General features: G+C 36.8%; 19 protein-coding genes. 15 read left to right on the top strand and 4 right to left on the bottom strand.

Annotated elements, in window-relative coordinates; all coding sequences use genetic code 11:
* From atpD to ACLHG9_RS05760, 3 genes are all read left to right on the top strand, one after another.
* A partial coding sequence (gene atpD / locus ACLHG9_RS05770; protein ID WP_410220543.1) for a F0F1 ATP synthase subunit beta occupies positions 1-1,272 on the top strand: 1,272 nt, incomplete at its 5' end.
* 83 nt (positions 1,273-1,355) lie between these two features.
* The gene (gene atpC, locus ACLHG9_RS05765; RefSeq protein WP_410220542.1) at positions 1,356-1,601 is read left to right on the top strand and encodes an ATP synthase F1 subunit epsilon; all 246 of its coding nucleotides are present in this window, start codon (positions 1,356-1,358) and stop codon (positions 1,599-1,601) included.
* Positions 1,602-1,787: 186 nt separating this feature from the next.
* Positions 1,788-2,846: a hypothetical protein gene (locus tag ACLHG9_RS05760; protein WP_410220541.1), complete on the top strand. Its 1,059-nt coding sequence runs from the start codon at positions 1,788-1,790 to the stop codon at positions 2,844-2,846.
* 112 nt (positions 2,847-2,958) lie between these two features.
* Here the strand turns inward: ACLHG9_RS05760 and ACLHG9_RS05755 are convergent, their stop codons facing one another.
* The 3 genes from ACLHG9_RS05755 to ACLHG9_RS05745 form a co-directional block, all read right to left on the bottom strand.
* Complete coding sequence (locus tag ACLHG9_RS05755; RefSeq protein WP_410220540.1) at positions 2,959-4,047, bottom strand: acyl-CoA dehydrogenase family protein; 1,089 nt, start codon at positions 4,045-4,047, stop codon at positions 2,959-2,961.
* A gap of 2 nt (positions 4,048-4,049) precedes the next feature.
* Positions 4,050-4,673 (bottom strand): nicotinamide riboside transporter PnuC, encoded by a 624-nt coding sequence (gene pnuC, locus ACLHG9_RS05750; protein WP_410220539.1) that lies wholly within the window; start codon positions 4,671-4,673, stop codon positions 4,050-4,052.
* Between the two features lie 309 nt (positions 4,674-4,982).
* Complete coding sequence (locus tag ACLHG9_RS05745; RefSeq protein WP_410220544.1) at positions 4,983-7,799, bottom strand: DNA gyrase/topoisomerase IV subunit A; 2,817 nt, start codon at positions 7,797-7,799, stop codon at positions 4,983-4,985.
* 162 nt (positions 7,800-7,961) lie between these two features.
* On the opposite strand from ACLHG9_RS05745, the gene ACLHG9_RS05740 reads away from it, so the two are divergent.
* The 12 genes from ACLHG9_RS05740 (at position 7,962) to ACLHG9_RS05685 (ending at position 18,562) form a co-directional block, all read left to right on the top strand.
* Positions 7,962-8,444 (top strand): YdeI/OmpD-associated family protein, encoded by a 483-nt coding sequence (locus ACLHG9_RS05740; protein ID WP_410220538.1) that lies wholly within the window; start codon positions 7,962-7,964, stop codon positions 8,442-8,444.
* 33 nt (positions 8,445-8,477) lie between these two features.
* Positions 8,478-9,152 (top strand): GNAT family N-acetyltransferase, encoded by a 675-nt coding sequence (locus tag ACLHG9_RS05735; protein ID WP_410220537.1) that lies wholly within the window; start codon positions 8,478-8,480, stop codon positions 9,150-9,152.
* A gap of 309 nt (positions 9,153-9,461) precedes the next feature.
* Complete coding sequence (locus ACLHG9_RS05730; RefSeq protein ID WP_410220536.1) at positions 9,462-9,776, top strand: phosphoribosylpyrophosphate synthetase; 315 nt, start codon at positions 9,462-9,464, stop codon at positions 9,774-9,776.
* Entirely contained in the window at positions 9,776-10,129 is a 354-nt protein-coding gene (locus tag ACLHG9_RS05725; RefSeq protein ID WP_410220535.1) for a DUF488 domain-containing protein, read from the top strand. The genes ACLHG9_RS05730 and ACLHG9_RS05725 overlap by 1 nt, the downstream gene beginning before the upstream one ends.
* Positions 10,130-10,138: 9 nt before the next feature.
* Complete coding sequence (locus tag ACLHG9_RS05720) at positions 10,139-10,591, top strand: hemerythrin domain-containing protein (RefSeq protein ID WP_410220534.1); 453 nt, start codon at positions 10,139-10,141, stop codon at positions 10,589-10,591.
* Between the two features lie 65 nt (positions 10,592-10,656).
* A complete protein-coding gene (locus ACLHG9_RS05715) occupies positions 10,657-11,550 on the top strand; it encodes a LysR substrate-binding domain-containing protein (protein ID WP_410220533.1) in 894 nt (297 codons plus the stop codon).
* 76 nt (positions 11,551-11,626) lie between these two features.
* A complete protein-coding gene (locus ACLHG9_RS05710) occupies positions 11,627-12,589 on the top strand; it encodes a YeiH family protein (RefSeq protein ID WP_410220532.1) in 963 nt (320 codons plus the stop codon).
* Between the two features lie 93 nt (positions 12,590-12,682).
* Positions 12,683-13,993, top strand: coding sequence for a TIGR00341 family protein (locus ACLHG9_RS05705; RefSeq protein ID WP_410220531.1), 1,311 nt, complete (start codon positions 12,683-12,685; stop codon positions 13,991-13,993).
* A 92-nt stretch (positions 13,994-14,085) separates the two neighbouring features.
* On the top strand, positions 14,086-15,117 hold the full coding sequence (locus ACLHG9_RS05700; RefSeq protein ID WP_410220530.1) for an LLM class flavin-dependent oxidoreductase: 1,032 nt from the start codon (positions 14,086-14,088) through the stop codon (positions 15,115-15,117).
* Between the two features lie 164 nt (positions 15,118-15,281).
* Positions 15,282-16,508 (top strand): carboxypeptidase-like regulatory domain-containing protein, encoded by a 1,227-nt coding sequence (locus tag ACLHG9_RS05695; RefSeq protein ID WP_410220529.1) that lies wholly within the window; start codon positions 15,282-15,284, stop codon positions 16,506-16,508.
* Between the two features lie 36 nt (positions 16,509-16,544).
* Positions 16,545-17,612, top strand: a complete 1,068-nt coding sequence (locus tag ACLHG9_RS05690) for a PA0069 family radical SAM protein (protein WP_410220528.1) — start codon at positions 16,545-16,547, stop codon at positions 17,610-17,612.
* Positions 17,613-17,674: 62 nt separating this feature from the next.
* Positions 17,675-18,562 carry a RimK family alpha-L-glutamate ligase gene (locus tag ACLHG9_RS05685; protein WP_410220527.1) on the top strand — a complete coding sequence of 296 codons (888 nt, stop codon included), beginning with the start codon at positions 17,675-17,677 and terminating at the stop codon, positions 18,560-18,562.
* 215 nt (positions 18,563-18,777) lie between these two features.
* On the opposite strand, the gene ACLHG9_RS05680 is transcribed toward ACLHG9_RS05685, so the two are convergent.
* The gene (locus ACLHG9_RS05680; RefSeq protein WP_410220526.1) at positions 18,778-21,318 is read right to left on the bottom strand and encodes an ATP-dependent Clp protease ATP-binding subunit; all 2,541 of its coding nucleotides are present in this window, start codon (positions 21,316-21,318) and stop codon (positions 18,778-18,780) included.
* Positions 21,319-21,474 lie beyond the last annotated feature (156 nt).

Genomic DNA, 21,474 nt, shown 5'->3' with positions numbered 1-21,474 from the left:
CAAATCACGATGCCCACTGGTGACGGTGTTTACGGGCGTCTATTCAACGTAGTGGGTGATGCGATCGACGGAATTCAGCAGGTTTCTAAAAATACAGGTCTGCCTATCCACAGAGAAGCACCAAAATTTGATGAGCTTTCTACTGAAACAGAGGTACTTTTTACAGTTATCAAAGTAATCGATTTATTAGAGCCTTATGCAAAAGGTGGTAAAATCGGTTTATTTGGTGGTGCCGGTGTAGGTAAAACCGTATTGATCATGGAATTGGTAAACAACATTGCCAAGGCTTATTCAGGTTTATCTGTATTTGCCGGTGTGGGTGAGCGTACCCGTGAAGGTAATGACCTTTTACGCGAGTTTATCGAGTCTGGTGTAATCACTTATGGGGATGAATTCTTACACTCAATGGAAAAAGGTGGATGGGATTTATCTAAAGTAGATACTGAAAAATTAAAAGATTCAAAAGCAACATTGGTATTCGGACAGATGAACGAGCCTCCTGGCGCACGTGCTCGTGTAGCCCTATCAGGATTAACTGTTGCTGAATATTTCCGCGATGGAGATGGTGAAGGCGCAGGAAAAGACATCCTTTTCTTCGTTGATAACATCTTCCGTTTCACCCAAGCAGGTTCTGAGGTATCGGCACTTTTAGGCCGTATGCCTTCGGCAGTAGGTTACCAGCCTACATTAGCTACCGAGATGGGTTTAATGCAGGAGCGTATTACTTCAACTAAACGCGGTTCAATTACTTCTGTACAGGCTGTATATGTACCTGCCGACGACTTAACTGACCCTGCTCCGGCTACAACATTTGCCCACTTAGACGCTACAACCGTATTATCACGTAAAATTTCTGAGTTAGGTATTTATCCTGCGGTAGATCCATTAGATTCTACTTCACGTATCTTAAACCCTGCTGTTTTAGGTGATGAGCACTACAATACAGCACAACGCGTTAAAGAAATTCTACAACGTTACAAAGAACTTCAAGATATCATTGCCATCTTAGGTATGGATGAGTTATCTGAGGAAGATAAATTAACTGTACACAGAGCCCGCCGTGTACAACGTTTCTTATCTCAGCCGTTCCATGTTGCAGAACAGTTTACCGGTTTAAAAGGCGTATTAGTTGACATTAAAGAAACCATTAAAGGATTTAACATGATCATGGATGGTGAGGTTGATGAATACCCTGAGGCAGCATTTAACTTAGTTGGTACGATAGAAGATGCTATTGAAAAAGGTAAAAAATTATTAGCCGAGGCTAATTAAGAGATGTGAGACACCAGATATTGAGATATGAGACAATGAGTTAGACTCAAATCTCGATCTCAAATCTCAAATCTAATTAAAGAATGAATTTAGAAATATTAACTCCGGATAAAAAAGTTTATGAAGGCGAAGTAATTGCGGTTACTGTGCCGGGAACATCAGGTTCTTTTCAGATTTTGAGAGATCATGCTCCTATTATATCAACTTTGGAAGATGGACCAGTAATAGTTAAAAACAGTAACAACGAAGAAATCTTTAACATTAAAGGTGGGGTTGTTGAAGTTTTAGACAATAAAATCATTGTATTAGCTGAGGCAATCGTAGCTTAGTTTATACATTAAAAATTAAAATAAAAAAAGCTCCGAAGTAATTTTCGGAGCTTTTTTTTAACCCTTATTTTAAGCTCAAATTCAAATAAGGAATTATAATGTTAAAGTGTTGATAATTATCACAATTTTACTTGTTTAATTAGCTTACTTTTGGCAAATTGGGAAAACTAAATTTTTATATCTAACATGAAATTAAAAAGGATGGCAGGGGCACTGGCCTTAGCTGCATTAGTAATCAGTACATTCTCTTACTGTACTTCTGATGCTAAAAAAGTACCTGGTAAAACTAACGGTTCTAAGAAAACGGATAGCACAGGAACCGAAACCGTAGCGGAAGAAGAAATAGATACCAGAACACCTGTTGATACAGCAAAGTACAATGAACTGGTAAAAAAACTGGCAAATGGTGATACTACCGGAAAATGGCCTGTAAAAAACCAACCTTACCCATTGGCTGGTGCTATTCTACCTTTTAAACGTATTGTGGTTTATTATGGCAATCTGCATTCAAAAAAAATGGGTGCTCTGGGTGAGTATGAGCCTAAAGAAATGTGGAAACGCTTAAACGCAGAAATCAAGCATTGGGAAAAAGTAGACCCAAGTACGCCTGTACAAGCTGGTTTACACTATATAGCCGCTGTTGCAAGTGGTACTGCGGGTAAAGATGGTAAATACATTAACCGCATGGCTAACTCTCAGATCGATTCTGTATTGAAAATTGCCAAAATGCGCCCAAATACGATTGTATTTTTAGATTTACAAGTAGCATTAAGTAACATCAAATCTGAACTTCCTCATATTGAAAAATACCTGGAACTGCCTTACGTGCACTTAGGTATAGACCCTGAGTTTTCTATGAAAGATGGTTCTCTTCCAGGTAAAAAAATTGGTACTTATGACGCTGCAGATGTTAACTATGTATCAGGTTATCTTGCAGACCTTGTAAAGAAACACAATTTACCTCCTAAAGTATTTGTAGTACATCGTTTTACCAAGAAAATGGTTACCAACTATCAAAATATTAAATTAAGACCAGAGGTACAGATTGTAATGCATATGGATGGCTGGGGAGAACCTGATTTGAAATTAGGAACTTATAGGCATTTTATTTATGGTGAACCGGTACAGTTTACGGGTTTCAAATTATTCTATAAAAACGATTTGAAAAAAACACCCAATCGTTTAATGACTCCTGAGGAACTCATGAAATTAAAACCCGTTCCTATTTACATTCAGTATCAGTAATTGATCAAAAAGAAGAGGATATTTAAAGCCTTTCGTTATTATTACAAGTTCAAAATGACAACGAAAGAATAGGCTTTAAATATCCTCTATTATTTTAGGGGTTAGATTATAATTAAAGATCAAACGTAAGCAAAGCATGCTGGCTAGCAGTATGCAGATCACGCCATACCCTATTCATTTCTGTTTCTTTTTTTGCTGCTTCTAAGCCGGCATAAGGGTAAAGTTTGTCTACACCTGTTCTGGCCTGATGCGCCAGCGCTCTACTTAATTTACTTACTCTAAGCAAAGTATTCTCATCAATGGCTCTATTTGTTCTTAACTGTTGCCATGAATCTTCAAAAACTTGATAAAATTCATTACGAATAGTTTTCAGTTCATCTTTGATTTTTTTGAGTTCTATTGCAAAAATATTAATTTGTTGAGCTTCATATCTTTTAGCCGCTGCTCTGGTAAAGAAATGCTGTTCTACTAAATCTGTAAAATGTCTTGCCATTCCCAAACTATTTACAGCAAGTGTAGTTTCTGCCAGTTGAAGAAAAGGATAATCAAATCCTTCATCCGTTATCTGTATGTGTGCATTAATCACAAAAGAGCGGTTTTCTGGCACCTCTAATTCGTTTACCTCAAACGCATGACTTCCTGTAGCAACCATACCCATGTATGACCAGCCCGGCAGCACCTGTACTTCTGATTTTTTAAAAACAAATGATTTGCTTAAAGCATTGCCTTCACCATCTTGCAAAGTATTACCTTTATCATCCTGCAAAACGCAGTTAGCAGTAAAAACTGTAGCGTGCAATGCACCGCTTGCATATTGCCATTTACCATTAACAATATAGCCTTTCGCTGTTTTTCTGGCTGTGCCTCCTATTGAACCGCTACCTGCAAAACAAACCTGTTCATCTGTCAAGATGTCTTTAACCAATGAGGGTTCTATAAATCCTGTAAACCACGAAGCCCCGCTACATAATGTTATGGTCCATGCCAGACTTCCATCTAAATAAGCTAGTTCTTCTTCCAATTTTAAGATATCGGGCAGTTTCATACCTGGTCCGCCATAAACTTCGGGCACAAAAAGTTTAAACCAGTTATGCTGATAAGCCATATTTAATAATAAGGGATGCAATTGACCTGATTTTTCTGATTCTGCCGCTAAAGAACGTACCAGCTCACGATGTTCTTTTGTTAAAATGCTTTCCATATCTATACCCATTGCTGCTGATATTGCGCTTTATATAATCTTTTCCAATCTATAAATCCAAAAATGGCTACGGCAAACAAGAAAGCCGTAAGTAAGGCCATCATGAGCAAACCCTTATGTATAAGCAAAGGTATAGCCACAATATTGGAAATATTCAGAAAAATCCAGTTCTCTATCTTGCGACGTGCCAGCAGCCACATGCCTGCCCAGGCAGTAGATGAAACAAAAGCGTCTAAAACAGGCACATCAGATTTTGTAAATTTAAGCAGTACGGTATATAGTACCACATAACCTGCTGCAACTATTAAACAAGCCACAAACATTTCGCGTTTATTGGTCCATGATACAGTTAAAGCTCCTCGATAATTTCGTCGCCCCCATACTGCCCAACCATAAACACTCATGATCAGATAATACAGATTTAACAAAGCTTCGGCATAGAGCATGGCATGTAACAAAAGATACATAGACAATACAACAGATATGATACCTGCTGGATATAATAAAATATTGTTTTTACGTGCCAATAAAACTTCGGCCACACCAAAAACAACTGCAAACCATTCTAAAAAAGAAGTTGCCAATACCTGTTCTTTAAATAAAGAAAGCCATTCCTGAAATTCCATCTTCAATGAATTTTAATTCAAAACCAAGAAAATTAATTGAATAACTGCTTTCAGGGCAAAACAGTATTGCAGTGTAACCTCCTCCCTACGTCGGTATTATCCGCATCAGGTGCGTTTTAAAAGTTAAAAGCGGAAAGTAAAAGTTAAAAGTGTGACAGTTAAACTTTAAACACACTACTTTCAACTCAAAAACCGGGTATAATCTCAGCCTGTTAATAATGAATTAAAATAAACAAGCACCCCTTTGAGTAAGGCAAATATAGAGAATAAAAAGTAAGGCACAATGCCTTACTTTTCTATTAAATTAGCTTAGAAAAAACCTAACTGTCCTTTATCATCCATCTTGATATCATCAGGATTGGTAATTTCAAATGATATTTTCTTCTTTTCGGGTTTTGGTTCTTCATTTTCTTTTGGCTTTGGTTCCGGTTTCTCTACAGCAGGTTCAGAAGCTTCGGGCTTAGCAGTCGATTTGAATGTAGGTTTAGCTTTAGGCGTTTCCTCCTTTTCAGTTTCTCCCGAACCAGTTTCTGCGCTATTTACTTCCTCTTCTGTAGTTTCTGCATCGTTATTCTGTAGTGATTCTTCTTCTTCAACAATACCTATTTCAAGTTCAGCATCTATAAGTTGTACCTGTTTAACTACGTGCGGAGATAAACGGTTACCATTGGCTTTCCAGCCTTTAACATCTATCAATCCTGCAAGTTCCAACTCTAAACTTTCTGGCATCTTAGTTTTTCCTTTTTCTACATCCAATATGATCTTGGCGTCAGATTTTCCGGTAATGAGAATCATTTTAGAACCATTTTCTTCGCTGATAAAGCTCACTACTTTACCAATAGGCTGGGTTTCAAAAACAAATCTCTTTATAAAATAGTTCTTGGCCTTACCATCATAGTGTACAACACTGTAAACATGTTCGGGATTAAATTTCTGCATGAGTACAATACCTTCATCAAAATGGTTGTTCAGTTCAAATGTGCTCAGCTCATAAGTACCGCTACCATATACCTGCAAAATCTTATCATCGCCATCAAATTCACCGAGGTATTTACCACGACCATCCACATTTAAACGTTTTAAAATATCATCATACCATATTTTGATGCCCGACAGTGTAGAAACGCCCTTACTCTTCAGCAATACTTTTTTAACCGGATACTTAACTACAATATTGCCCATAGAACCCCGGCCTTTTATCGCAACATTGGCAAAATCAACATCAATACTTAATTTCTTAAGTTTTGAATGCGGCTTTAACTGAACGGTAACGATCTCTGCCTCTCCATTTGGATTTGCCGTAAAGTACAATACTTTAGATCCCTTGGTACCTTTAGTCAGATCATATTCTTTATCGCGGGTTACCCCTAAAACAGAAAAACGTTTGATATAACTAATGCCGCTACCTCCATCTTTATAGATCATATTATAAACCGTACGATCATCGCCTTTTTTAAATACCTGAGCATGTATTATATGTTTACCTACAAAGGTTTTATCAGCTACTTTGGTTACGATAAAACGTCCGTCTTCCCTGAAAACGATAATTTCATCTATATCAGAACAATCGCCCACAAATTCATCTTTTCTAAGACCCGTCCCAATGAAACCATCTTCGCGGTTCATGTACAGTTTTACGTTAGCCAAGGCTACTTTTGCAGCTTCTACTTTATCAAATAACCTGATTTCTGTTTTACGTTCGCGACCTTTACCGTACTTATCTTTGATTTTCTGGAACCATGCAATGGTGTATTCTGTAAGATGACGCAGATTGCTTTTAACTTGTTTGATCTCTTCTTCAAGCGCTTTCATCTGCTCATCTGCCTTTTTCACATCAAAGCGTGTAATGCTACTCATCGGTTTATCGATCAGCTTCTTGAAATCTTCAGGCTGTATTTCGCGGTATAAAGAAGGTTTAAATGGTTCAAACAAACGATGCAACACCGCAACTACCGTATCAAAATCTCCCGAATTTTCATAATCGGTATGCTTATACATACCTTCTTGTATAAATATCTTAAGTAAAGAACTAAAGAATATCTTCTCCTGCAATTCGTGCAATCTAATCTCGAGTTCTTTTTTAAGAAGTGCTTTTGTGCTTTTGGTGTTCTGCTCTAGAATATCATTAACACTTAAGAAATAAGGTTTTTCATCTTTAATTACACAGGTATTCGGAGAGATAGATACCTCGCAGGAAGTAAAGGCATATAAAGCGTCTATGGTTACATCAGGCGAAATACCTGGCGCAAGATGTACCACTATTTCAACATTGGCCGCCGTGTTGTCTTCTATTTTCTTAATCTTAATCTTACCCTTATCATTAGCAGCAAGGATACTATCAATTACTGAGCCTGTAGTTGTACTGTAAGGTACCTCAGTAATAACTAATGTTTTTTTATCTCGCTCTGTGATTTTAGCCCTAACCCTGATTTTTCCGCCACGTTGCCCTTCATTATAGTTAGAAAAATCGGCCATGCCACCGGTAAAGAAATCGGGCAATATGTTAGAACGATTACCGCGTAGAATTTCTATAGAAGCATCTAATAGTTCAACAAAATTATGCGGCATGATCTTGGTAGCAAGCCCCACAGCTATTCCCTCAGCTCCCTGTGCAAGTAGCAAAGGAAATTTAACAGGTAAAGTTACCGGTTCCTGGTTACGTCCATCATAGCTCAATTGCCATTCTGTAGTATCAGGATTAAATACCACATCATTGGCAAATTTAGATAAACGCGCCTCAATATAACGTGGCGCCGCTGCACTATCACCTGTAACCGGATCGCCCCAGTTTCCCTGGCAATCAATGAGCAAATCTTTTTGCCCCAATTGAACCATTGCATCACCAATTGAAGCATCACCATGCGGGTGATATTTCATGGTATTCCCTATTACATTAGCCGCTTTGTTAAAACGTCCATCGTCCATTTCCTTAAGCGAGTGCATAATACGGCGCTGTACCGGTTTAAAACCATCGTTAATATGGGGTACGGCCCTATCTAAAATTACATAAGAAGCATAATCCAGAAACCAGTTTTCATACAAGCCGTTAATAGGCATTACAGTATGCTTATTATCTTGTCCGTTAGATTCCTGATTTTCGTTTACGTTATCTAATTCTTCACTCATGCGCTCAAAAGTTTTTGGGATGCGTAAATATAAGATTTGAGGTGCATTTATACGACAGAAGTTTTTAACATTCATTCTGCAAGAATGGAGCTGTTATTTCGGATTAGAGTTTTTACATTTATTTAGCTTTTGCCTATATTAACCACAAAAATCAAACTTAGCATGCATCAGTTTAAAGCTGCTTTAGAGATTATTGGCATCAATCCTTTTGTTTATGTTCCTGTAGCTATCCTTGAAGATATTTTTGCAAAAGCCGGCAAAAATAAGGGGCACATTCCTGTTTATGGCTTGATTAATAATCAAAGCTATAAACAGACTTTGGTAAAATATGCAGGTGAATGGCGGCTATACATCAACACAAAGATGCTTAAAAACTCGCCCAAGAGAATTGGCGAAATAGTACATATTACCATTCAATATGATAATGATGACCGCAGCATAAAGCCCCACCCAAAATTTACAGAAGCCTTAGCAGGAAACAGAGAAGCAGAAAAGATATTTTTAACGCTTCCTCCTTATCTTCAAAAAGAGATGATACGATATATATCTAATTTAAAATCACAAGAAAGTATCGATAGAAATATAGTTAAGGCGATTGATTTTTTGTTGGGTAAGAGTAGATTTGTAGGACGAGATAAACCTTGAACCAATTTAATTCAGCCGTTCCATAATAATTAAATGATAAATCCATTAGATAACCCCGTTTGGTCTGCTTTAAATGAAACACATGCTGCATTCTGTTTATCGCCAGACCACAGCATCAAATTTTACCACCCCCGCTTTTGCCCTTTCGGGGCACTTGGCCCTGAATGCAATGTTCCTCAAAGTCTGAGCAGCTATGCAGAACTGTCTGCCGATTTTTTTGTAGTTGGCAATCAACCCATGTATACAGATACGGTTAAATTAAAAACAGAACTGATTTGTGAGCAGATGATTTTAGAAAACCCCGTAGATACATCTATTGACGAAAATATCCAGCATCTTAACAATAAGCATGAAGACGACCTGATTAAATTGGTAAACCTTGTTCAGCCAGGCTATTTTAGAGAACACACTCCTCAATTGGGAGATTATTATGGAATTTATAAAGATGAACAACTGGTTGCTGTTACAGGCGAAAGAATGAAAATGAATGCTTATACAGAAATCAGTGCCGTTGTAACCCATCCTCATTATACAGGCCAGGGTTATGCAAAACAATTGGTAAACTACGTATCTAATAAGATTTTCAGTGAAAATAAGATTCCCTTTCTACATGTTACCCAAACCAATAAAGGAGCAATAGCTCTTTACCATAAATTAGGTTTTGAAATCAGGAGACAAATGAGTTTCTGGCATTTTTGCAAAAGCTAATCCTTTACCAACACTCTCCTTTTTATCGCTAAAAAAACAAAGTTATTTAAAACCATTTTAGCTTGTTCCAAATTTTGGCATTTCCATGCTTTAAAAACAATTATCGCTGTTAATAGACTTTCAGGAAACGAAAGAAATACATAAAAGTTCGCCATATCTGGGTTTATGGTATGCAGTTGTTGCTTTTTATTTTGAATAAGGTTACTTTATTTCAGATAAATTTATCTGAAATAAAAATTTATCTATATTTGTTATAAGTAATAGATAGTTCTATCCTTATTAGTATAGGTTTTTGATTAACTTTAGTATATGTACAGCTACAATACACTCAGCGAGGCCGTTAACGACCTGATAAAAAGAGGTTATACTACCGATTTTTTATTAAAATCTGATCAGGATTACCTGATATGCTCAGATAACTCTTATGAATTATCTCCGGATGATTTTGTAATAGATGAAATCTATCGGTTTGAAGGCATGACCGATCCTGCGGACGAAAGCATTGTATTTGCCATATCATCAGATAAACATAACATTAAGGGAATGGTAATCAACAGTTTTGGGGCAGATTTTGGCTACAGATCTTCTAAGCTGGTAGAACATCTCAGAAAAGCAATAAAATAATGTACACGGTAAAAATTAAAAGAGTATATGAAAAGCCTGAAAAGGCCGATGGTTACCGCATATTGGTTGACAGGTTATGGCCACGTGGTATCAAAAAAGAAGATGCTCATTTAGATGAATGGAATAAGGAACTTTCCCCTTCAACAGCACTCAGAAAACAGTTCAATCATAAAGAAGAACTTTTTGATATGTTTACCTTACTTTACAGGGAAGAGCTTTCAGGCAAAGTAGAAGAACTACATCGAGTTAAGAGTATTATGGATCAACAGAACCTTACCCTTGTGTATGCGGCCAAAGATCCTAAAATAAATCATGCCATTGTATTATTGGATGTTTTAAAGAAAATAAAATAGAAGCTCATAATGAATACTCCCCTAAGACGTCATCCCGCCCTACAACCTTTAAGCAGAGAACATCATTACGGACTGTTATTAAGCTGGAAAATACGGGAAGGCTTTAAGCGTAATATAGCGCCCGAACGTATAAAGAAATACGTTGATTGGTTTTGGGAAAATCATCTAAATCCACATTTTAACGCAGAAGAAAAATATCTCTTTTCCATTCTACCTGCTCAAAACGAACATATCAGAAAAGCCTTATCAGAACACCGCAGATTAAAGCGTTTATTTACCGGAGAAAGCGAGCCAATTCGAACCCTGAGTCTGATTGAAGAAGAATTAGAAAATCATATCAGGTTTGAAGAAAGAGTTCTTTTCAATGAAATTCAACAGCAGGCCACTCCTGAGCAATTGGAATTGCTTGAGCAACATCAGCACGTAATTGCCGATAACTGGAACGACGAATTTTGGAAATAATGTACGGGTTCTTATCTTTTTGCATAAATCCTCGATATTAATGCTTATTTTGCTATAATTGAAAGATGTTCGACTTCAGGTTAAAAGTATTTTACACAGTTGCCCGGCGATTGAATTTCACTAAAGCTGCGCAAGAATTATATATTACCCAACCTTCTGTTACAAAACACATTAAAGAGATTGAGAATTATTACCAAACCAAGCTTTTTGACCGTAATGGCACTAAAATAAAATTAACCAAAGCTGGTACTATCTTATTCCGCCACACAGAACAGCTCTTTAAAATATACCGTAATATAGATTTAGATCTGGATTCTCTTAAACATGACAATAAGGGTACTTTACACTTAGGCGTGAGTACTACTATTGCCCAATATGTTCTACCCAGCTATCTTGCTGCATTTAAAGAGCAGTTTCCCGACATTAGTATAAAACTTACTACTCAAAATACCGACAATATAGAAGCCCTACTTCTTGATCATAAGATAGACATGGGTATTATTGAAGGTTATTCCAAGCGCAGAAATTTAAATTATCTTGCTTTTGCAAAAGATGAGATTGTTTTATGTACCCATATTAACAACAATTTGGTTAAAACATCTTCAATTACATTAAATTCGATTGGTAAATTACCCTTGATTACACGTGAGCAAGGATCAGGTACACTCGAAGTTATCCACAATGCTTTGTCTAAAGCAAATTTTAATCTCTCTCATTTAAATATTGAACTGGTATTAGAAAGCACCGAAAGCATTAAAAATTACTTGCTGAACTCTAAGGCTTTTGCTTTTTTATCGATCCATTCCATTTATAAAGAACTCCTAAATAAGGAAATGAAAATCATTGACATTAAGGATTTTGAGATTGAAAGACACTTTTATCTGGTTAATGAGCAAGGGCAAACCGAAACTCTCCCTCTTATTTTTCAAAGATTTTTGTTAACCCATAGCCAGAGGTAATTAAGCATAGCCATTATCAATTTAAACAACAACTAAGGTCTTAACACTTTTGTACATAAATTAATTTTTATGTACCATGAACAAAAACAATATTAAGCCTTTAAAAACAGGCATCCCTTTTTGGGCTAAAAGGGCCGGTTTCTTTTCCATTGTTGCTTTATGTCTTACACCCTTTCTATCTGCTCCTTTAGCTTTATTAGCAGGTATAGGCTTTGCTTGGTTTGTAGGTCATCCATATCCACAACACAATCATAAAATCACACAATTATTATTACAATTTTCGGTAATAGGTTTAGGTTTTGGCATGGATATGCAAACAGCAATAAATGCAGGAAAAAGTGGTTTTCTCTTTACCATATTTTCTATAGTTGGCACGTTGATCTTAGGGTATCTTATGGGTAAGGCACTTAAGATAGACCTTAAAATTTCATATCTCATCACAGCAGGCACAGCCATTTGCGGAGGCAGTGCCATTGCGGCAATTGCTCCTGTAATTAAAGCGGGCCATAAACAGATCAGCATTGCTTTAGCAACGGTTTTCATCTTAAATTCAGTGGCCCTTCTGCTTTTTCCTTTTCTTGGGCATTTATTGCATCTTTCCCAGCAACAGTTTGGTTTATGGTGCGCTATTGCAATTCATGATACCAGTTCGGTAGTTGGAGCTGCAGCTAAATTTGGTAATGAGGCACTTGCTGTTGCAACCACCGTAAAATTAGCAAGAGCATTGTGGATCATTCCTGTAGCTTTTTTCAGCCTTTTAATTTTTAGATCAAAAGGGGTTAAAATTAAACTTCCATACTTTATCGGTGGATTTATTATTGCCATTCTCTTAAATACGTATTCTCCTTTTTTTCGCTCAATAAGCAGCTATATTGTTTATACAGCTAAATGCGGATTAATGCTTACCATATTTTTAATTGGTTGTGGCCTGTCTAAAGAAGTTTTGTTTTCAACCGGATTAAAACCTGTACTGCAAGGTATATTTTTATGGGTATTTGTATCTTTGGTTACCTTGGTGGCTATTTTGAATTATATTTAACCAAACTACTACGTCAAGATCTTAATTGAATAAAGTACCAAACAATGTATAGTTTCTATGGTTTCTTTATCAACCATTTAACCCAAAACGCAGATGAGCAGAATTATCAGATATCTTTTTAATTTACAGAGAGGAGAAGAAGACAAACAGAAAACTTTAGATGCCGTTAAAAGCAATATTTCTTTTACAGGCTCAAATCTTTGGATTTTGGTTTGTGCTATCATTGTAGCTTCAATAGGGTTAAATGTAAACTCAACAGCGGTTATTATTGGTGCAATGCTCATATCTCCTTTAATGGGACCGATCATAGGTGCTGGATTTGCCTTAGGCATGTACGATTTTAAGTTATTGAAAAGATCACTTTTAAATTTACTTATAGCTACTGTTGCCAGTTTAATTGTTGCTTTTATCTATTTTTACATCAGCCCATTTAAACAGATCCAGTCAGAACTGCTGGCCAGAACATCGCCCAATATTTACGATGTGTTAATCGCTTTTTTTGGAGGCGTAGTAGGTGTAATTGCCATAACACGTAAAGAGAAAGGCAATCCTATCCCGGGTGTAGCCATTGCAACCGCATTAATGCCCCCGCTTTGTACTGCCGGTTATGGCTTAGCTACCGGTAACATCAGGTTTTTTCTGGGTGCTTTATTTCTATACATCATCAACTGCGTATTTATCTGTATCGCAACTTTTTCAATCGTAAAATACCTAAAATACCCAGCAGTTCAACAAGTTGATGAAAAGCAACAAAAACAGGTAAAATATAGCATCACATTATTAGTTGTATTTATGCTCCTACCAAGTGCTTATTTTGCTTTTAGTTTGTTTAAAGAACAACAGTTTAAACAGTCGGCCGAAAATTTTATCAGTAAAGAATTTCTACAGCACGACAATACGGTTGTTTACCAAAAAATCAGTTATAACAACCCATCGAGAACAATAGAACTGGCTTTATTAAAAAAGAAATTTACAAATAACGAAATCAGGTCTTTTAATAACAAGCTCGCATCATATGGATTGCAAAACACAAAGTTGATCATTGTTCAGGATTCTGGTGATAATCTTCAAGCGTTAAAAAATGATATCCTGAACGAGGTAAAAAGAAATGGTGGAGAATTAGATGAAAAAGACAAGCAAATTGCTTTATTAAAAGATAAAATAAACGAGGGCAATTTTGATAATAAACAATTATATAGTGAAGCTAATGCGCTCTTCCCTGCCATAAAAGCAATAGCTCTGGCAAAACAAAATCTGGCAAAGGCCGACACCAATTTTATGTTAACTACATTGTATTACGAAGCCAATCCGCAATTAAGTACCCAAGATAAATCCAAGCTAAAGAATTGGATATCAAAAAAATTGTCTACCGGTAAAATCGAACTTTTAACAACAGATAAATAGTGTAATTAAACCAAAACATTTAGCAAACTTCTTAACATAGGTCAAAATTTAAATGTATAATCGCTCCTATCTTTGTTAAAAAATTAAATATTATGGAATTAGGTATCGGAATGTTTGGCGATTTACAAGTAAATGCCAAAGGAGAAATACAACCGGCAAAACAACGTTTACAGGAAATCATCGAAGAAATTAAGCTGATGGATGAAGTAGGCCTTGATTTTTATGGAATAGGTGAACACCATCGTCCAGATTATGCCGTATCAAGTCCTGAAATTGTATTGGCAGCAGCAGCTACAGTTACTAAAAATATCAGATTGGGCAGTGCTGTTTCTGTGCTAAGCTCTTCTGATCCTGTTAAACTTTACCAGAACTTTGCTACCATAGACCTTATTTCTAATGGACGGGCAGAGTTAATGGCAGGCAGAGGCAGTTTTATAGAATCATTCCCACTTTTTGGGTACAACCTGGCAGATTATGATGCGCTTTTTGAAGAGAAATTAGATTTGTTGGTAAAAATAAACCAGAACGAAACCATTACCTGGAAAGGTAAGTTCAGAGCCGAGCTAAATGAACAGATGGTTTTACCCCGTGCAGACCATGATCACCTTAATATCTGGGTAGCTGTAGGTGGTACACCTGCCTCTGTTGTACGTGCAGGTAAATTGGGTTTACCTGTAATGTTTGCCATTATTGGTGGTAATCCGGCACAGTTTCAACCTTTGTTTGAATACTATAAACAGGCCTATGAAGACAATGGCCACGATATGAATAATTTCAAAGTTGGAGTTCATATGCACTCGTTCTTTGGGGAGAACAGCCAAGCTGTTGCCGATTATTATTACCCTGTATATGCAGCTCAAATGGATCGTATCGGACGTTCAAGAGGGTGGCCTCCTTTTCAAAAAGGCCAGTTCGATTTCGGGCGTTCAAAGCATGGGGCGTTAATTATAGGCGATGTAAATGAAGCTATAGATAAAATTCTGCAAATGCATGAGCTTTTTGGTCTAACCCGTTTTTCAGCACATATGGATGTGGGCGGGCCATCTCATGAACACATGATGAAATCAATTGAGTTATATGGTACGCAGATTGCTCCTAAAGTAAGAGAGGCATTGAAAAAATAAATCTTGCAATAACCATAAGAAAAGCGAACTCCCCAAAGAGATGTATCATTCTTTCGGGGAGTTTTTGTATACCGGCTTTTCGCTTCAAAACCAATCTACGATATTTTCGTAATTTTTCTTGCACTGAAAATTAAATCTGTTTACCTTAGTTCACAAAGCTAATCATGAACTTCAAACGATTTATTGTACTGCTCTTCATACAGATTAATGTAGTAGCAATGGCGCAAAACTCTTTTACCATAAGCGGTATAGTAAAAGACAAGAGAGAAAGTTTGCCGGGTGCAGGTATATATATAGGTAATACCAAAATATCTACCATGAGCAATAATGAGGGCAAATTTATGCTCCCTAATCTTAGCCCCGGCAATTATGACGTGATTGTAAAAATGATCGGCTATAAACCTTTTGTTCAAAATGTAGAGGTTCTCAATAAAAATATACAGATGAATATTGTTCTGGAAGAAAGTGAAATTTCCTTGAAAGAAGTAGTCATCAAACCCGATCCTAACCGTTTAGCGTACCTGCGTTTATTTTATGAATTATTTTTGGGTCAAAGCCCCAATGCAAAACAATGCAAAGTGTTAAACAGTGAAGTATTACAGGTTGATTATAATCAGAAAGATCGTGTTTTAAGTCTAAAAAGTGATGATTTCTTAATTATAGAGAACAAAGCGCTGGGCTACCGTTTAAAATACCTGCTACAATATTTTGAATATGATTACCGTACGCAGATTATATTTTACGCTGGTTATCCTTATTTTGAAGAACTTCAGGGTTCGAAATCAAAGCATAGAAAATGGCAAAAAATGAGAAACGAAGCTTATTATGGCTCATATGTCCATTTTTTCAAATCACTTGCAAAAGGTACTGCTCAACAAGAAGGTTTTATTATCAATAAGCTGATTACTATTCCTAATAAAAACCGACTTCCTGACAGTTTGATCAATGCAAAGATCAAGCAAATTACCAATAACATGCGTTCTATAAATGTACTCACTTTTACCAAATCAGACTCGCTTGCGTTTTGGAGCAAGGAAAGATCAAAACCTAAAACCATTAGCATGTTAAGCCGGGCACAGGTAAATACCGATACCTTAGTTAAAACTTATAATACTGAAGTTAAATATCTGAACTTTAGCGATGAGCTTTATATTGCTTATACTAAAGCACAAGAAGACAGAGAGTATGCTAATTTAAATTTCAGCATGTCTAAGCCTATGGATTATGCAAACTACCAGGTTTCGGTTGTTCAAAAATTAAGCCCTCATATTTTTTTCTTTAACAATGGCAATGTTGCAGATCCTAGAAGCATGTTATTTAAAGGTTATTGGTCTTACAAAAAAATTGCAGAGCTTTTACCTCTTGAATTTGAGCCAACGGTGACAAATTAATTTTCATTTTGCTAAAAATTTTAGCATTTTTACTTAATGGAAAATGCTAATTCAACTGATTATCTCAGCGGTAGAGGGGCCCAAATCAATACACATAATCGGTATGCCAAAAACAATCTGGTAATTGAACATACAGAAGCTATTGATGATTGGGAAATAGAAAATCCCAAGACCGCTTTTATACCTACTTACCCTAAAACCATTGTTAACAAAGTTGACAGTCCTGATACTGCCATGTTCTATTCACTAAACCCTTACCAAGGTTGTGAGCATGGATGTATTTATTGTTATGCCCGTAATTCTCACGAATACTGGGGATATAGCGCCGGACTGGATTTTGAAAGTAAAATTCTCATCAAGCATAATGCCCCTCAATTGTTTAAACAGTTTATAGAGAAAAAAAGCTGGAGCGTGGTGCCTATTTCAATATCAGGTAATACAGATTGTTACCAACCCTGCGAAAGAAAATTTAAACTCACCAGACAGATTTTAGAGATTGCTTTGGCTTACAAGCACCCTGTCTCTATGATTACTAAAAATGCGTTGATCTTGAGAGATAAAGATCTTTTAGCAGAACTGGCAAAACTCAATCTGGTTCATGTAATGGTTTCCATTACCAGTTTAAATGAAAAGTTAAGGCAAAAGCTTGAGCCGCGTACCACAACCGCAAAGCAACGTTTAAAAGTAATAGAAGAGCTGAGCGCACTCAATGTACCTTCAGGTGTAATGACGGCGCCTATTATACCAAGCTTGAATGACCATGAAATTCCTGCTTTACTTAAAGCATCGGCAAATGCCGGGGCTTTAGCCGCTGGATATACCATTGTAAGGTTAAATGGCGCCATTGCAAGTATTTTTGAAGATTGGCTAAAAAAGAGTTTTCCAGATCGTTGCGAAAAAGTATGGCATCAGATCCAAAGTTGCCACAATGGAAATGTGAATGACAGTCGCTATTCTGTAAGAATGCGGGGCGAAGGTAATATTGCAGATATAATACATGATACTTTCAAACTACATTGCCGCATAAACCAATTGAATGTAAACCGTACCGAGTTACGGACCGATTTGTTCAGGATCCCTACGCCGCAGCTCAGTTTATTTTAAGCATTCTTAACGCTTTTATAATTTTTTGAAGCGGGTATTTTTATAATTTAGCAAAAAATTGAATGATGAAATTAGCATTAATCACTTATCTCGACAAAGGAAAATACGCCTCTCCTACTGCCGAAAATGAAGATGATATCTTGTTGCGTTTTTTAAAGAGCAAAGGATTAAACATAGAAAAGGTAATATGGAATGATCAGAATGTAAAGTGGTCTGATTTTGAATATGCGATACTTAAATCTCCATGGGATTATTTTGACCTAATCAATGATTTCAATGTATGGCTCAATCAAATTGAAGTGGCAGGTGTTAAATTGCTCAATCCTTTTAATATAGTAAGATGGAACAGCGATAAACATTACTTAAAGGATATTGCTGATGCGGGCTTAAATGTAACACCAAGTGCATTTTTACCAAAAGGAGAATCTATTGATCTGAGGTTTTACTTTACCCATTTTAATACCCAACAGCTGATTGTAAAACCTACAGTAAGCGGCGGCGCAAAAAACACGCTGAAAATCACTCCTGAAAATCTAGCCGAGTCAGAACAGAAACTCCATAACTTTCTTAAAGATGAAGATTTTATTGTTCAGCCTTTCTTGAAGGAAATTGAAGAAAATGGAGAATGGTCTTATCTATTTTTTGATGGTAAATTTAGTCATGCATTATTGAAAACTGCCAAACCGGGCGATTTTAGGGTGCAACATACTTTTGGCGGAACAATTACGCCTAAAGCGGTTACACTAAATGAAACCCAAGCAGCAGAACAGTATGTTAAACAGTTTGCACAATCTTGCCTTTATGCCCGTGTTGACGGGGTATATTTAAATGGCGTGTTTCATTTAATGGAATTAGAGCTTATAGAGCCCTTCTTGTTTTTAGAAACTGATCAAAATAGTTATGAAAAGTATTACGAGGCTTTGAGTAATTTAATTGGTTTACAAAATTAATCATCATACGGAACTCGTTTCAGCACCTTTAGTTCTCTATGGGCAAGCACCTTAATATAAGCGATAGATCCTGAAATAAATTTAGGATGACGCCGAGGAAAAAAGTTAGAGTAACAGTTGGGGAAATTCCTTTTACATTTCAACAGGCTCTCGTGAGAAAATAATTAACAAAAAAGGATGGCAATGCCATCCTTTTTCAGTTTAATTCTGTGTGCTTAAGCGCCTTCTTCTTTTTTCTTTTTCTTACCGCTACCTTTTGCCTGCACAATGATTTCTTCTTTTTCTTTATTGAAATCAACCTCTAAAGTATCTCCCTCATGAATCTCTCCTTTTAAGATTTCTTCAGCAATCGGATCTTCAAGGTATTTCTGAATAGCGCGTTTTAACGGACGAGCCCCAAAACTGCTATCGTAACCTTTCTCTGCGATAAAGTCTTTAGCAGCGTCTGTAAGTTTTACTTCATAACCTAAGTTATGTACTCTGCTAAACAAGGCTTTTAACTCAATATCAATAATTTTAAATATTTCTTCTCTGCCTAAGCTGTTAAACACAACCACATCATCAATACGGTTCAAGAACTCAGGAGCAAACGCACGTTTAAGTGCATTTTCTATTACATTACGGCTATGGGCTTCAGTCTGGCTCATTTTAGCATTGGTAGAAAAACCTACACCCTGTCCAAAATCTTTCAACTGACGGGCACCAATATTTGAAGTCATAATGATGATCGTATTCCTGAAATCTACTTTCCTGCCCAAACTATCGGTCAATTGCCCCTCATCAAGTACTTGCAGTAAAATATTAAACACATCAGGATGCGCTTTTTCAATCTCATCCAATAAAACTACCGAATAAGGTTTACGACGCACTTTCTCCGTTAATTGACCACCTTCTTCATAACCCACATAACCCGGAGGCGCACCAACCAAACGAGAAACAGCGAATTTTTCCATGTACTCGCTCATATCTATCTGGATCAATGCATCATCGCTATCAAACATAAAACGGGCAAGCTCTTTGGCTAATTCGGTTTTACCTACACCCGTAGGGCCTAAGAAAATAAACGATCCAATTGGTTTTTTAGGATCTTTTAATCCGGCTCTTGTACGTTGGATGGCTTTGGTAAGCTTTTTAATCGCATCATCCTGACCAATAATCTTATCTGCAATGGTATCGTACATTTTCAACAGCTTATTACTATCTGTTTGTCCAACACGTTGCAACGGAATACCAGTCATCATAGAAACTACTTCGGCTACATTATCTTCTGTTACCACATAGCGTTTAGCTTTCGTTTCAGCTTCCCAGTCAGCTTTAGCTTTATCCAATTCTTCTAACAAGCTTTTCTCCGTATCACGTAACCTTGCGGCCTCTTCGTATTTCTGACTTTTTACCACACGGTTTTTTTCCTGTTTAATATCCTCTATCTTGCTTTCTATGGCAATGATATTTTCAGGCACGTGAATATTGGTTAAATGAACACGTGAACCTGCTTCATCTAAAGCATCAATTGCTTTATCGGGTAAAAATCTGTCTGTAATATATCTCGATGTTAAAGCCACGCATGCCTTTATGGCATCTTCGGTATAAGTTACACCATGGTGGTCTTCGTATTTCTCTTTTATCCTGTTCAGAATTTCGATGGTCTCGTCAGGTGTAGCCGGTTCAATCATCACTTTCTGGAAACGACGATCCAATGCTCCGTCTTTTTCAATAAACTGACGGTATTCATCCAAAGTTGTTGCTCCTATACATTGTATTTCGCCTCTGGCCAATGCTGGCTTAAACATGTTTGAAGCGTCTAAAGAACCTGAAGCACCTCCCGCACCCACAATAGTATGGATCTCATCAATGAATAGAATCACATCAGGTGATTTTTCCAATTCATTCATCACAGCTTTCATACGTTCTTCAAATTGACCGCGGTATTTAGTTCCGGCAACCAAAGAAGCCAGATCTAAAGTAACTACTCTTTTTCCAAACAATACACGCGAAACCTTACGTTGCACAATGCGCAGTGCCAAACCTTCGGCTATAGCACTTTTACCAACACCCGGTTCACCAATTAAAATGGGGTTGTTCTTTTTACGACGGGATAAGATCTGTGATACACGCTCAATCTCCTTTTCACGACCAACTATCGGGTCTAAACGACCTTCTTCTGCCGCACGTGTAAGATCACGACCAAAATTATCTAATACCGGAGTTTTAGATTTGATGTCAGAAACTTTTTTAGGAGCAGAGAAACTGCCACCGTCTTCTTCCTGATAATCATCATCACCGCCGGCTGTGCCCCCGGTCTGTGCTTCATCTTTAAAACCGTTTTTATTGGTTTCTACTTCTTGCTTAAATAAATCATAAGTGATATTGTACTGCATTAAAATCTGCGATGCAATATTATCATCGTCTCTTAATATAGACAATAGTAAATGTTCCGTACCGATCAGATCACTTTTAAATATTTTAGCTTCTAAATAGGTTATTTTTAAAATTTTTTCGGCCTGTTTGGTCAAAGGTATATTGCCCAAATTTACCGTAACACTTGAGGTGCCCCGTACAGCATCTTCAACTGAGCGACGTAATTTAGCTGTATCTATACCTAAAGATTTTAAGATCTTAATAGCCATTCCATCACCTTCACGTATAAGGCCCAACAATAAATGTTCAGCGCCAATATACTCGTGTCCTAACCTCAACGCTTCTTCCCTGCTGAAAGAAATCACGTCTTTTACCTGTGGAGAAAATTTAGCTTCCATAATTTGTTCATATCGAGACAATGCTAAGCTATAAATTTGTTTTATAAAACCTACGCCTCGATTTTTATATTTTATCAACAATTAAGCCATTTTGGTGGATTAAGGCGGTTATCTCTGGCATAGCTAAGCGATTATTTTGGATGAAAAGCATAAAAA

The sequence above is a fragment of the Pedobacter sp. genome (assembly GCF_046462515.1).
Lineage (GTDB): Bacteria > Bacteroidota > Bacteroidia > Sphingobacteriales > Sphingobacteriaceae > Pedobacter.
This window is presented reverse-complemented; position numbering and strand designations above follow the sequence as displayed.

Bases quoted from the DNA above. Each gene is read 5' to 3' on its own strand.
- ACLHG9_RS05760 (WP_410220541.1), top strand. From the start codon at position 1,788: ATGAAATTAAAAAGGATGGCAGGGGCACTGGCCTTAGCTGCATTAGTA.
- ACLHG9_RS05710 (WP_410220532.1), top strand. From the start codon at position 11,627: ATGAACAAAAACAATATTAAGCCTTTAAAAACAGGCATCCCTTTTTGG.
- atpC (WP_410220542.1), top strand. From the start codon at position 1,356: ATGAATTTAGAAATATTAACTCCGGATAAAAAAGTTTATGAAGGCGAA.
- ACLHG9_RS05695 (WP_410220529.1), top strand. From the start codon at position 15,282: ATGAACTTCAAACGATTTATTGTACTGCTCTTCATACAGATTAATGTA.
- ACLHG9_RS05720 (WP_410220534.1), top strand. From the start codon at position 10,139: ATGAATACTCCCCTAAGACGTCATCCCGCCCTACAACCTTTAAGCAGA.
- ACLHG9_RS05715 (WP_410220533.1), top strand. From the start codon at position 10,657: ATGTTCGACTTCAGGTTAAAAGTATTTTACACAGTTGCCCGGCGATTG.
- ACLHG9_RS05725 (WP_410220535.1), top strand. From the start codon at position 9,776: ATGTACACGGTAAAAATTAAAAGAGTATATGAAAAGCCTGAAAAGGCC.
- ACLHG9_RS05735 (WP_410220537.1), top strand. From the start codon at position 8,478: ATGATAAATCCATTAGATAACCCCGTTTGGTCTGCTTTAAATGAAACA.
- pnuC (WP_410220539.1), bottom strand. From the start codon at position 4,673: ATGGAATTTCAGGAATGGCTTTCTTTATTTAAAGAACAGGTATTGGCA.
- ACLHG9_RS05755 (WP_410220540.1), bottom strand. From the start codon at position 4,047: ATGGAAAGCATTTTAACAAAAGAACATCGTGAGCTGGTACGTTCTTTA.
- ACLHG9_RS05685 (WP_410220527.1), top strand. From the start codon at position 17,675: ATGATGAAATTAGCATTAATCACTTATCTCGACAAAGGAAAATACGCC.
- ACLHG9_RS05745 (WP_410220544.1), bottom strand. From the start codon at position 7,799: ATGAGTGAAGAATTAGATAACGTAAACGAAAATCAGGAATCTAACGGA.
- ACLHG9_RS05700 (WP_410220530.1), top strand. From the start codon at position 14,086: ATGGAATTAGGTATCGGAATGTTTGGCGATTTACAAGTAAATGCCAAA.
- ACLHG9_RS05680 (WP_410220526.1), bottom strand. From the start codon at position 21,318: ATGGAAGCTAAATTTTCTCCACAGGTAAAAGACGTGATTTCTTTCAGC.
- ACLHG9_RS05690 (WP_410220528.1), top strand. From the start codon at position 16,545: ATGGAAAATGCTAATTCAACTGATTATCTCAGCGGTAGAGGGGCCCAA.
- ACLHG9_RS05740 (WP_410220538.1), top strand. From the start codon at position 7,962: ATGCATCAGTTTAAAGCTGCTTTAGAGATTATTGGCATCAATCCTTTT.
- ACLHG9_RS05730 (WP_410220536.1), top strand. From the start codon at position 9,462: ATGTACAGCTACAATACACTCAGCGAGGCCGTTAACGACCTGATAAAA.
- ACLHG9_RS05705 (WP_410220531.1), top strand. From the start codon at position 12,683: ATGAGCAGAATTATCAGATATCTTTTTAATTTACAGAGAGGAGAAGAA.